We start from the raw sequence: 11,614 nt of genomic DNA, 5'->3' as shown, positions 1-11,614 counted from the left end.
TCCGGGGGCCTGGCGCCCGGAGACCGGCAGCACCGAGGGAACGGGCTCGTCCTCGGGATGTCAGCCGCTGCGGAGCGCCGCCAGCGTGGCGTCGAGGTCGGACGGGCGGGGCCGGTTGTGCGGGAGCCTGCCGAGCAGGGCCGCCATGCCGCAGGTGTCGGTGACCGCGGAGAAGACCAGGCCGCCCGCTATCGCCGCCGAGACGAGCTGGAAGGCCGGGTGCACGAGGAGGCCGAGTGCCAGCCCCAGGAGTACCACCGTGCCCGCGGTGAAACGCACCTGGCGCTCCATGCCCCAGGCGGCCCGCCCCGTGTGGGCCGCCGGCCGGTGCAGGTCGTGTCCTGCGGCGGCCCAGGCGCCGGTGCCGCCGGTCAGCGTCGCCGACGGGATGCCCTGCTCGGCAAGGAGCTTGCAGGCGTTCTGCGAGCGGGTCCCGGAGGCACACACGATCAGGACGTCGCCGCGATCGGTGGCCTGGCGGATGTCGGGCAGGGCGCGGCGGATCTGGTCCAGGGGAATGTTGAGTGCGCCGGGCAGATGCCCGGAGGCGTACTCACCGGGGGTGCGCACATCGATGACCGTCAGCTGGTGGAGCAGGCCATGGACCTGGTGGGTGGCGAGGGCGGAGGGAAGAGGGGAAGCAGTCACGGCAGTTGTGATCCTTTGTGATTCGCTCTGATTTCGTCGGGGTTCGACGCCGTCCCGAACCGGGACGTACAGTACCCCTAGGGGTATACGTTGACGGAGGAGTCGTCGTGGACATGGAGCTCGCGGGTGCGGAACTGAAGGCGGTGCTGAACCGGCTGCGTCGCGCTCAGGGCCAGATCGCCGGTGTGATCCGGATGATCGAGGAGGGGCGTGACTGCGAGGACGTCATCACCCAGCTCTCCGCGGCCTCCCGGGCCCTGGACCGGGCGGGTTTCGCCATCATCGCCACCGGCCTGCAGCAGTGCCTGACCGACGTCGAGTCCGGCCGCAGGAACGGCGAGGACGTCGAGCAGATGCGTGCCCGCCTGGAGAAGCTGTTCCTGTCGCTGGCGTGAGGAGGCCGCACGCGTCGGCGGCCGTCACACGGCCGAGCCGATCAGCATGAAGCCGGCCACCCCCAGCAGCACCAGGGCGAAGATCCGCTGAAGCGCCTGCCCCGAGAGCTTCTCGGCGAGGCGTTTGCCGTCCCAGGCGCCGAGAACCGCGGCCCCGGCGAACGGTCCGATGACCGCCCAGTCCAGTCCGTCGGCGGTGCCCGCGCGCAGCGCGAGGGCGGCGACCGAGTTGAGGGTGATGACCAGCAGGCTCGTCCCCACCGCCGCCCGCATGCGCAGCCCGAGGACACCCACCAGGGCCGGTACGGCGAGGAAGCCGCCGCCAACCCCGAGGACTCCGGTGACCGCCCCGAGCCCGGCCCCCGCCGCGGCCGCCCGGCCGGGCCGGACCGCACGGACGGCGTCGGGCGTGCCGGGTCGCGGGCGCAGCATGCGCACCGCGGCGACCAGCGCCACCAGGGCGAAGGCCGCGGTGAGACCGGCGGCCGGCAACCGTGCCGCCACGAGCCCGCCGAGCATGGCGGGCCCGATGCCGGCGGCCGCGAACAGCAGTCCCGTGCGCCAGCGGACATGCCCCTCCCGGGCGTGCGCGGGCAGCGCGGTGGCCGTGGTGACGGCCACGATGACCAGGCTGGCGGTGGTGGCCGCGACCGGGGTGAAACCGAGCAGGTAGATCAGGGCGGGGACGGCCAGCACGCTGCCGCCTCCCCCGAGCGCGCCCAGCGCCACACCGATGACGGCACCGGACACCAGGGCGAGTACGAGAACGCTCACGTCACCGTTCCGCTCTCGCCCCGCCGGTCCACCATGGGCAGCCCCAGCCCGGCCCAGTCGAGCATCCCGCCGATGACGTCCACGGCGTCGGCGCCGCGTGCGGCCAGGAGTTCGGCCGCCTGCCGGGACCGGTTGCCCGAGCGGCAGATGACCACCAGGGGCCGGCCCGCCACCCGTTCGGGCAGTGCCGCACCGGCCGCCAGCGCGGACAGGGGGACGTGAACCGCGCCCGGGGCATGGCCCGCCTGCCACTCGTACGACTCACGGACGTCCAGCAGTACGGCGTCGCGCTCCGCCGGGACACCGTCCAGGTGTCCGGTGCACTCCGCGGCGCGCCGCGCATCGACCCGACCGGGCCCGCGCCTGACCAGGTTCAACGACACGGTCCGCTCCTCACGGTCAGTCCGGCCTTCTCTGCGGCGTCGAAGGCGTCGTCGACGGCGACGACGTCCCGGCCGGCGGCATGCAGCAGGGATGCCGCGATGGCGGCGCGCATACCGCCGGCGCAGTGCACCCACACCTGGCCATCGGGGACCTCGCCGAGCCGTCGGTGCAGGTCATGGACGGGGATGTGGACGGCTCCCTCCACCCAGCCGCCGGTGCGTTCGCTCTCCCGCCGGACGTCGAGCACCACCACGCGGCCGTGCCCTCCGCGCCGGCGGTCCGCGAGGTCGGCGAACTTCGCGCGCGGGAAGGACACCGGGGTCTCGTCCGCGCGCACCCATCCGGACGGATCACCGGTCGCCGCGGCGGCCGGGCGGTCGATGCCCACCCGGGCCAACTCGCGCTGTGCGGCGAGGAGTTGTCCGGCCGACTCGGCCAGCAGGGTCAGCGGCCTGCCCCAAGGGATCAGCCACGCCAGATAGGTGGCGAGCTGCCCCTCGGCCTCGAAGTTGACGGAGCCGGCGACATGCCCTTCGGCGAAGGCCACTCGGTTGCGCAGGTCCACCACCCACTCCCCCGCCGCGAGCCGGGCAGCGATCTCGTCGGCGTCGGCGACGGCGGGCGGGGTGAGGTCGAGGGGCGCGGGTCCCGCGGCATTGGCGGGGCCCATGTGCACGTAGTAGGCGGGGACATCGTCCAGGCCGGCCAGCAGGTCGGCGACGAAGGTGTCCACATCGCGGGTGAGCGCCTCGTTGGACGCCTTCTCCTTGCCGATGGTCGTGTCCCCGGCCTCCGCCCGGGCCGAGGAGCAGAAGCTGCCGAAGCCGTGGGTGGGCAGCACCGGGGTCTCGTCGGGCAGTTCGGCCGCGAGGCGGCGGGCGGAGGCGTGCTGGGCGCGGGCGAGGCGCTCGGTCAGCCGCGGTTCGACCAGGTCGGGCCGTCCGACCGTGCCGATGAGCAGCGAGCCGCCGGTGAACACCGCAACCGCCGTGCCGTCCTCCTCCAGTACGTAGGAGGTGTGGTGCGGGGTGTGGCCGGGCGTCGCCAACGCGCGCAGAACCAGCCCGTCGTCGGTGTCCACCTCCGTGCGGTCCCCGTCGTCGACGGGCACCCGCTCGAAGGCGACCGTGGCGCCGGCCGGGACGAGATAGGCGGCGCCCGTGAGGCGGGCCAGCTCCAGGCCGCCGGTGACGTAGTCGTTGTGCACGTGGGTCTCGACCACATGCGATATCCGCACCCCCCGCCGCGCCGCCGCCGCGATCATCTGGTCGATGTCGCGCGGCGGATCCACCGCGACGGCCGTGAGCCTGCCGCCCGCCAGATAGCTCCGGTTGCCGAGGCCGGCCACTTCGATCGTGTCGACGAAGAACACGAGGCACTCCCTTCCATCCCGAAGTAATACCCCACGGGGTATGTATTTCGACAGTAGCACGAGTACCCCAGGGGGTATTTTGAAGCGAGCCGACGACCGAACCCACCTCCAAGACGCTCGTTATAGAACTGCTGTAAGGTCGCCCTATAACGATCGTCATAGGAGGTATGCAGTGACCGTCATCACCGTGAACGCCCCGCAGGGCCGCCTGAGCGTCGAACAGCGCCGCACGCTGGCCGAGACACTGACGGACGCGGTGCTCGTGCCCGAGGTCGGCCGCTTCGCACCGGCCGCCCGGGTCGGATTCCAGGTGCACTTCGTGGAGCGCGCGCCGGACATGATGGCCATCGGGGGCCGACTGCTGGCGGACGCCGGTCAGGAACTCGACGTGATGGTGATCGACGTGGCCGTCATGGACGGGGACTGGCACCGGGAGGTCAGAGCCGAGGTCATCGAACGCGTCCTCGCCGCACTGGCACAAGCCTGCGGCCTGCCGGAGCCGTCGCCCACCTGGTGGGTCAACTTCCGGGTCGTCGAGGAGGGCAGTTGGGGTTCCGGCGGCAAGGTCCTCTCCGTCCTCTCGCTCCTCGAGAGCGGCGTGTTCACCGAGGAGAAGGCCAAGGCGATCCGCGCGGCGATGGCCGCCTGAGCACTAACCGTCGAGCGCGCCCGCGATCAGCGGGTCGAGCTGCTGTGCCACCTGGTCCAGCGGCTGCATGCTGCGCTTGGCGCGGCACATGGCGATGGCACCCTCGACGGAGGCCACGATGAGGGCCGCCAGTCCCGGAGCCTGCTCGCTGTCGGCGCCGTGTTTGCGGAGGGCCTCGGCAAGGAGTCGCTCCCAGTCCTCGAAGGCCTCGGCCGCGGCGGTGAGGGCCGGTGGCGTCTCGTCGGCCGGCGGCTCCTCCACAGAGACGGCCAGCACCGGGCAGCCGGCCCGGAAGTCGCTCTCGACGACGATGCCGCGCCACAGGGACAGGAACGCGCGGAGGCCGGCGATCGGGCCCGCGTCCAGTTCCTTGCGCAGGACGCGGGACACCGCTCCCCCGGCGTACTGCACCGCCTCGGCGGCCAACTGCCCCTTGCCCTCGGGGAAGTAGTGGTATGTCGAGCCGAGGGGTGCCTTGGCGTGTTTGGCCAGCTCGCGGATGCTGGCGGCGTTCAGGCCGCGCCTGCTGATCAGGTCGGCCGCACCGGCCACGATGCGCTCACGCGACGGTGCGCTGGATTTGACCACGGCCGTGCTCCCTCTCCGAACCCCACTGGCTATAACGACCGCCATAGTCTAGCGTGACCCCCGCTTATAACGACTGTCATAAAACGTGCTGAGCAGCAGAGAGGACCTCGTCATGCCGATGATCCGGCTCACCGTCCCGTCCGGTTCGCTGACCGAGGAGGGCCGCAGGACCGTCCAGCGCGACCTGGCCGCCGTATTGCTTCGCTGGGAGGGAGCGCCCGACACCACGTTCTTCCGCGCCCAGGCCTGGAGCTACCTCGTCGAGCTGCCCGAAGGCGCGCAGACCACTGCCGAGGACGAGGCGCCTCGCTTCCTCGTGGACGTGACGGTTCCGCAGGGCGCGCTGTCCGAGCGGCGCAAGGCGGGTCTGGTCCAGGACGCCACCAAGACGGTGCTCGCGGCCTCCGGGCTGTCCGAGGCCGACGTCCTGCGGGTGTGGGTGCTGGTGCACGAGCAGCCCGACGGCACCTGGGGCGCGGGCGGCTCCGTCATCCGCCACGCCGACCTGGTCGCGCTCGCGCAGGGACAGAAGGGGCAGCAGGCCGATGCGTGAACTGACCTACGTCGCCCGGCACTCCGTGGAGTGGCGCGAGGCGCCCGACCCCAGAATCCAGTCCGACCGGGAGGCGATCGTCGCCCCCGTGGCCGCGACCTCCTGCGACGTCGACTCGGCGATCCTGGCCGGACACGCCACGCGGCGGCAGCCGCAAATCAAATACAGCGTCGACCCTCCCTTCGCCCTCGGCCACGAGTGCGTGGCCCGGGTCGTCGACACGGGCGACGCCGTCACTGGCGTCGCCCCCGGTGACCCGGTGGTCGTCCCGTGGTCCATCAACTGCGGCACGTGCGACCACTGCAGCGCCGGACTGACCGCGCACTGCACGGCCGTACCGCACATGGCCATGTACGGGGCGCCCATCGGCGGCAGCTGGGGCGGTCTCTTCTCCGACCTGGTGCGGGTGCCGTACGCGGACGCCATGCTCGTCCCGCTGCCGGACGGCCTCGACCCGGTCGCCATGGCCTCGGACCCCGAGCACGCCCGCGCCCTGTTCCCGGGCACATAGGTCTCATCGGCCCATCGGGCTCACGGCTGCTGTTCGGTGAACCCGTCCCTGACGTCGTCGAAGACCGGGCGGTAGGTGCCCCACTCGGCCTCCGGGGCCGACAGATAGATGTCGTACTCCCGGCCGCCCGCGGTGCCGTGGCCGAGGTCGATGGCGCGGAAGGCGCGGGCCCGGCCCTGGAAGGTGAACTCCCACACCGCCGCCGGTTTGCCCCGGAAGGTGGTCTCCTGCATGCGCAGCCTGCGGTAGACGGAGTAGTTGGCCTTGGTGTTCGCCTCGATGTCCTTGAAGTGGCCGACGGGGTTGGAGCCCGCGGGGTCCACCATGCCGATGGTGATTCCGGCGAGGCCGGTCGGGTCGGTGTAGGTGACCTCGTCGTCGCTCGACTGCTTCTTCGGCTTCCAGCCGTCCGGCACGGGGAAGGAGACGCCGAGCTGGTCGGCGTGGACCTGGTGGTAGCCGTCGGGGACGGGCGAGGGCGACGCGGACGGGGTGGGCGTGGTGACTGCGTGCGCTCCGTCCCGGTCGGACCGGTGCGACGACACGTACAGCGTGAGGGCGATGGCGGCCGCGGCCAGGACGGCCAGGACCGGCACGAGGACACGGCCTCTTCGGGCGCGACGGCGCCGGCGTGCGCTCCTGCCCGTCTGCGCCGGTGGGCTCGGCGGCGTCGCGGTGGTGTGGTGCGTGGTCGAGTCGTCGCCCTCCGGGCCTGTCGGCAGCGGGGCGGGGACGGCGGAGGACCGCTCGGTCGGCGGGCCGGTGGACCAGGTGGCCCGCAGTGCCCGTTCCGTCTGCTCCGCCGTGGGCCGGTCCTCGGGCTCCTTCGACAGCAGGGCCTCGATGAGCGGTTCCAGCGAACCGGCCTTCCGCATCGGCTCCAGCGGGTCGACGGCGATGGCGTACGCGGTCTCCATGGGGGTCTCGCGGCGGTACGGCGGACGCCCCTCCACCGCCTGGTACAGCGTCGCGCCCAGCGACCAGAGGTCCGAGGCCGGGCCGGGCTTGTGGCCGCGGATCCGTTCGGGGGCCATGAAGTCGATGGAGCCGATCATCTCCCCGGTCTGGGTGAGCGTCGAGGTCCCGGCGGTCTGCGCGATACCGAAGTCGGTCAGCACGACCCGGCCGCCGGGACCGAGCAGGACGTTGCCGGGCTTGATGTCGCGGTGCAGCACGCCGGCCGTGTGCGCGGCCCGTACCGCGGAGATCACACCGAGGCCGATGCGTGCCGCCTCCTCGGGCGGCAGCGTCCGGCCGCCGTCGAGGACGTCGGCGAGGGTGCCGGCGGGGACGTACTCCATGACGATGCACGGCTGCCCGTCGTCGTCTACGACGTCATGGACGACGACCACGTTGGGGTGCACGACCCTGGCGGCACTGCGCGCCTCGCGGCGGACGCGCTCGTACAGCGTGGTGATCTCGGCGTCGGACAGGTGCGGCGGTGTGTGCAGCCGTTTGAGTGCGACGTGCCGGGTGAGCTCCTCGTCCTCGGCGCGCCACACGGTGCCCATACCGCCGCGACCGATGCGCTCGACCAGCCGGTAGCGCCCGGCGACGAGCCGCCCTTCGTCCGACACAGCTTCGCCCTCCGCCTGCTCTGCCCCCTTTGCGTCACTTAGCCATGCACACTAACCGACGTTTTCGCACAACAGGCGTGTGGTTCGTGTTGATCGCGTCATAAGGGGGTCGTATCCGCCGACAGCGCCTCAACGCCCGTGCGGGCGCACACCCGCCGGACGGCTCGGGCGGGGTCGAAGGTGTCCCGCTGAACGGGGACGTGGAGCTCCCGCCGGGCCGCCAAGGACACGGGCCCCGACGCCTGGCGCCGGGGCGGAGCGGCAGGCGGGCGAGGTGATGGCCGACCTCAGCGGCACGCCTCGCGCACAGCCGCCGTGTACACCTGTGCCGTCGCCGCCGCGGCCGTGTCCCAGCCGAAGGAGCGGGCGTGGCGGGCCGCGGCCTCGCCCATGCGGGCGGAGAGCGCAGGATCGTCGGCGAAGCGGCGCAGCGCCCGCGCATAGTCGACCGGGTCGTGCCCCGGTACGAGTACGCCGCTCACGCCGTCCCGTACCGCCACCGGCAGACCGCCGACCGCGGCGGCGATCACCGGGGTGCCGCAGGCCTGTGCCTCGACGGCGACCAGGCCGAAGGACTCGCTGTAGGAGGGCATGACCAGGACGGATGCCGCCCGGTACCAGTCGGCGAGCTGGTCCTGGCCGACCGGTGGCCGGAACAGTACGACGTCGGAGATGCCGAGGCAGGCCGCCAGTTTCTGCAGACCCTCCGGCCTGGCCAGGCCGCTGCCGCTCGGCCCGCCCACGACGGGCACCACGATCCGCTCCCGCAGCTGCGGCCGCTCCTCCAGCAGCCGGGCCACCGCGCGGAGCAGGACGTCCGGTGCCTTCAGCGGCTGGATGCGGCCCGCGAACAGGGGGATGAGGGCGTGCGCCGGCAGTCCGAGGCGGGTGCGGGCCGCGGCGCGGCCTGCTTCCACTCCGGACGCCTCGGGCCGGAAGCGTTCCAGGTTGACGCCGGGGTGGACGACCGACACGCGGTCGGTGTCGGCGTCGTAGTGGTGGAGGAGTTCCTCCGCCTCCTTGTCGGTGTTCGCTATCAACCGGTCGGCGGCGCGGGCGACTTGGGTCTCGCCGAGTACGCGGTGCGCGGGTTCGGGGGTGTCGCCGTCTGCGAGGGAGGCGTTCTTGACCTTGGCCATGGTGTGCATGGCATGGACGAGCGGGACGCCCCAGCGCTCGGCGGTGAGCCGGCCGACCTGGCCGGAGAGCCAGTAGTGGGAGTGGACCAGGTCGTAGTGGCCGGGGTGCCGGCCGGCCCAGGCCTGGGTCACTCCGTGGGTGAAGGCGCACAGCTGCGCGGGCAGGTCCTCCTTGGCCAGGCCCTCGTACGGCCCGGCGGCCACGTGCCGCACCAGGACGCCGGGCGCGAGTTCGACGCTGGGCGGGAGGGCCGCGGAGGTGGCCCGGGTGAAGATCTCCACCTCGATGTCGATGGCGGCGAGGCGCTTGGCGAGCTCGACGATGTAGACGTTCATACCGCCCGCGTCGCCCGTGCCGGGCTGGTGCAGCGGTGAGGTGTGCACGCTGAGCATGGCGACACGGCGGGGGCGGCTGCGGGCGCCGGGCGGTCGCTGCCGGGGCGGGGGGAGGAGGGTGCCGCCGTGCAGCGGGGCGCGCCGGGTCACGCCGCGACCTCGGCGGTGAGGTCGATGCGCTGCTCGCCCGTGTACACGTTCATGGAGGTGCCGCGCAGGAAGCCCACGAGCGTGAGCCCGGTCTCCGCCGCCAGGTCCACCGCCAGGGAGGACGGTGCCGAGACCGCTGCCAGCAGCGGGATGCCCGCCATGACGGCCTTCTGCGCCAGCTCGAAGGAGGCCCGTCCGGACACCAGCAGAATGGTCTGGGACAGCGGGAGTCGGCCGGATTGGAGTGCGCGGCCGATCAACTTGTCGACGGCGTTGTGCCGGCCGACGTCCTCGCGCAGGTCCAGCAGTTCGCCCCCGGGTGAGAACAGTGCGGCGGCGTGCAGGCCGCCTGTCCGGTCGAACACCCGCTGGGCGGCGCGGAGTTGGTCGGGCAGGGCGGACAGCAGGGCGGGGGTGACGCGGATGGGGGATGTGTCGGCAATCGGCCATCGCGCGGTGGTCCGTACGGCGTCGAGGCTCGCCTTGCCGCACAGCCCGCAGGAGGACGTGGTGTAGACGTTCCGTTCGAGCGAGATGTCGGGCACGGGCACGCCGGGGGCCAGTTGCACGTCGACGACGTTGTACGTGTTCGAGCCGTCCGCGGTGGCGCCCGCGCAGTAGACGATGTTCGCGACCTCCTCGGCCCGGGCCAGGACTCCCTCGCTCACCAGGAACCCCGCGGCCAGGGCGAAGTCGTCGCCGGGCGTGCGCATGGTGATCGCCAGGGGTCTGCCGTTGAGGCGGATCTCCAGCGGTTCCTCCGCCACCAGCGTGTCGGGGCGCGTGCTGGTCGCTCCGTCGCGGATGCGCAGTACGCGTCGTCGTTCGGTGACACGTCCCATGGCCTCAACTCCTGGTTCCCGTACGGGGCGCTCCGGGGGGCGCGATGTGCCGTCCTTCGTCTGCGGCTGCGTCGTGGCTGGTCGCGCCCCACGGCGGAGCCGCAAGTCGACACAGCCCCGCGCCCCTTCGGGGCGCCTCCTCAGCACTCGATGACGTTGACGGCAAGCCCGCCCCGCGCTGTCTCCTTGTACTTGACCTTCATGTCGGCGCCGGTCTCCTTCATGGTCTTGATGACCTTGTCGAGGGAGACGTGGTGGCGGCCGTCGCCGCGCAGCGCCATGCGGGCGGCGGTCACGGCCTTGACCGCGGCCATGCCGTTGCGCTCGATGCAGGGGATCTGGACCAGGCCGCCTACGGGGTCGCAGGTGAGGCCGAGGTTGTGTTCCATGCCGATCTCCGCGGCGTTCTCCACCTGTTCGGGACTGCCGCCCAGTACCTCGGCGAGGCCGCCCGCCGCCATCGAGCAGGCCGAGCCGACCTCGCCCTGGCAGCCGACCTCGGCGCCGGAGATCGAGGCGTTCTCCTTGAAGAGCATGCCGATGGCGCCCGCCGCGAGGAGGAAGCGGACGATGCCGTCCTCGTCGGCGCCCGGCACGAAGTTGAGGTAGTAGTGCAGAACGGCCGGGATGATGCCCGCCGCGCCGTTCGTGGGCGCGGTGACGACCCGGCCGCCCGCCGCGTTCTCCTCGTTCACCGCCATCGCGTAGAGCGTGACCCACTCCATCGCACGGGCCAACGGGTCGCCCTCGCTGCGCAGTTGGCGGGCCGCGGCCGCGGCCCGGCGCCGTACCTTCAGACCGCCGGGAAGGATGCCCTCCAAGGCCAGGCCGCGCGACACACAGCCCTCCATGACCCGCCAGATCTCCAGCAGGCCCGTGCGGATCTCCTCCTCGGTGCGCCAGGCCTTCTCGTTCTCCAGCATCAGCGCGGAGATGGACAGGCCGGTCTCCCTCGCCAGCCGGAGCAGCTCGTCGCCCGTGCTGAAGGGGTGGGCAAGCTCCGTGTCGTCGAGCTTGATCCGGTCCGCCCCTACGGCGTCCTCGTCGACGACGAAGCCGCCGCCCACCGAGTAGTACGTCTTCTCCAGCAGCGGCACACCGTCGGCGTCGTAGGCGAAGAGGATCATGCCGTTGGCGTGGTACGGCAGCGAGCGACGGCGGTGCAGGACCAGCTGGGTCGAGACGTCGAAGCCGATCTCGTGGGCCGGGCCGATCTGGGCGCCGAGGAGGCGGATGCGCCCGGTGGCGCGGATGCGCTCGACGTCCAGGTCGGCCTGGGCGACGTCGACCGTGTGCGGCTCGTTGCCCTCCAGGCCGAGCAGCACCGCCTTGGGGGTGCCGTGGCCGTGGCCCGTCGCGCCGAGGGAACCGAACAGCTCCGCCCGTACCGCGGTGGTCTGGGCGAGCAGGCCGTCCTGCTTCAGCCGGGCGGCGAACATCGCGGCGGCGCGCATCGGGCCGACGGTGTGCGAACTGGACGGGCCGATGCCGATGGAGAACAGGTCGAAGACGCTGATTGCCACGCCATACTCCGGAGGATTGGCGGGGCGTGCCGACGCGGTTCACGGGCACGCCCCTGCGGGAGGGTTGTCGGTTACAGACCGGGGTAGAGCGGGTGCTTGTCGGCGAGGGCCTTGACCCGGGTCTTGAGTGCCTCGGCCTCGTAGGACGGCTTGAGTGCCTCGGCGATGACGTC

At 72.3% G+C, this 11,614-nt stretch carries 12 protein-coding genes and 1 pseudogene; 4 read left to right on the top strand and 9 right to left on the bottom strand.

Annotated elements, in window-relative coordinates; translation table 11 throughout:
• Positions 1–60: 60 nt before the first annotated feature.
• Positions 61–648 (bottom strand): rhodanese-like domain-containing protein, encoded by a 588-nt coding sequence (locus IH68_RS0145245; RefSeq protein WP_030948622.1) that lies wholly within the window; start codon positions 646–648, stop codon positions 61–63.
• A 107-nt stretch (positions 649–755) separates the two neighbouring features.
• Between IH68_RS0145245 and IH68_RS0145240 the strand changes: the two genes are divergently transcribed.
• Complete coding sequence (locus IH68_RS0145240; protein ID WP_030948619.1) at positions 756–1,043, top strand: metal-sensitive transcriptional regulator; 288 nt, start codon at positions 756–758, stop codon at positions 1,041–1,043.
• 24 nt (positions 1,044–1,067) lie between these two features.
• On the opposite strand, the gene IH68_RS0145235 is transcribed toward IH68_RS0145240, so the two are convergent.
• Genes IH68_RS0145235 through IH68_RS0145225 form a run of 3 tightly spaced genes read right to left on the bottom strand, consistent with a single transcriptional unit; the run spans position 1,068 to position 3,573 of the window.
• Positions 1,068–1,817 (bottom strand): sulfite exporter TauE/SafE family protein, encoded by a 750-nt coding sequence (locus IH68_RS0145235; protein ID WP_030948615.1) that lies wholly within the window; start codon positions 1,815–1,817, stop codon positions 1,068–1,070.
• Complete coding sequence (locus IH68_RS0145230; RefSeq protein WP_030948612.1) at positions 1,814–2,194, bottom strand: rhodanese-like domain-containing protein; 381 nt, start codon at positions 2,192–2,194, stop codon at positions 1,814–1,816. The genes IH68_RS0145235 and IH68_RS0145230 overlap by 4 nt, the downstream gene beginning before the upstream one ends.
• Positions 2,191–3,573: an MBL fold metallo-hydrolase gene (locus IH68_RS0145225; protein ID WP_030948610.1), complete on the bottom strand. Its 1,383-nt coding sequence runs from the start codon at positions 3,571–3,573 to the stop codon at positions 2,191–2,193. The genes IH68_RS0145230 and IH68_RS0145225 overlap by 4 nt, the downstream gene beginning before the upstream one ends.
• 172 nt (positions 3,574–3,745) lie before the next feature.
• Between IH68_RS0145225 and IH68_RS0145220 the strand changes: the two genes are divergently transcribed.
• The gene (locus IH68_RS0145220) at positions 3,746–4,222 is read left to right on the top strand and encodes a tautomerase family protein (RefSeq protein ID WP_030948607.1); all 477 of its coding nucleotides are present in this window, start codon (positions 3,746–3,748) and stop codon (positions 4,220–4,222) included.
• Positions 4,223–4,225: 3 nt separating this feature from the next.
• Here IH68_RS0145220 and IH68_RS0145215 read toward each other — a convergent pair whose 3' ends face one another.
• On the bottom strand, positions 4,226–4,810 hold the full coding sequence (locus IH68_RS0145215; RefSeq protein WP_030948602.1) for a TetR/AcrR family transcriptional regulator: 585 nt from the start codon (positions 4,808–4,810) through the stop codon (positions 4,226–4,228).
• Positions 4,811–4,922: 112 nt separating this feature from the next.
• On the opposite strand from IH68_RS0145215, the gene IH68_RS0145210 reads away from it, so the two are divergent.
• Both IH68_RS0145210 and IH68_RS0145205 read left to right on the top strand, forming a co-directional pair.
• Positions 4,923–5,363 (top strand): tautomerase family protein, encoded by a 441-nt coding sequence (locus tag IH68_RS0145210; RefSeq protein ID WP_030948599.1) that lies wholly within the window; start codon positions 4,923–4,925, stop codon positions 5,361–5,363.
• Positions 5,356–5,835: pseudogene (locus IH68_RS0145205) on the top strand (alcohol dehydrogenase catalytic domain-containing protein); the annotation flags it as partial. The gene IH68_RS0145210 and the pseudogene IH68_RS0145205, both read left to right, overlap by 8 nt.
• Before the next feature lie 59 nt (positions 5,836–5,894).
• Here IH68_RS0145205 and IH68_RS0145200 read toward each other — a convergent pair.
• The 4 genes from IH68_RS0145200 to IH68_RS0145185 all read right to left on the bottom strand — a co-directional run bounded on the left by IH68_RS0145200 (position 5,895) and on the right by IH68_RS0145185 (position 11,441).
• On the bottom strand, positions 5,895–7,451 hold the full coding sequence (locus IH68_RS0145200; protein ID WP_030948593.1) for a serine/threonine-protein kinase: 1,557 nt from the start codon (positions 7,449–7,451) through the stop codon (positions 5,895–5,897).
• Positions 7,452–7,738: 287 nt separating this feature from the next.
• Positions 7,739–9,076: a D-inositol-3-phosphate glycosyltransferase gene (gene mshA, locus IH68_RS0145195; protein WP_420719036.1), complete on the bottom strand. Its 1,338-nt coding sequence runs from the start codon at positions 9,074–9,076 to the stop codon at positions 7,739–7,741.
• Complete coding sequence (fdhD, locus tag IH68_RS0145190; RefSeq protein WP_030948589.1) at positions 9,073–9,918, bottom strand: formate dehydrogenase accessory sulfurtransferase FdhD; 846 nt, start codon at positions 9,916–9,918, stop codon at positions 9,073–9,075. The genes mshA and fdhD overlap by 4 nt, the downstream gene beginning before the upstream one ends.
• A gap of 140 nt (positions 9,919–10,058) precedes the next feature.
• On the bottom strand, positions 10,059–11,441 hold the full coding sequence (locus IH68_RS0145185) for an L-serine ammonia-lyase (RefSeq protein WP_030948587.1): 1,383 nt from the start codon (positions 11,439–11,441) through the stop codon (positions 10,059–10,061).
• Positions 11,442–11,614: the final 173 nt, after the last annotated feature.

Origin of the sequence: Streptomyces sp. NRRL S-646 (genome assembly GCF_000720765.1) — a bacterium.
Taxonomy (GTDB): domain Bacteria; phylum Actinomycetota; class Actinomycetes; order Streptomycetales; family Streptomycetaceae; genus Streptomyces.
Note: the sequence above shows the minus strand (reverse complement) of the source record. Positions and strands in the feature narration are given on the sequence as shown.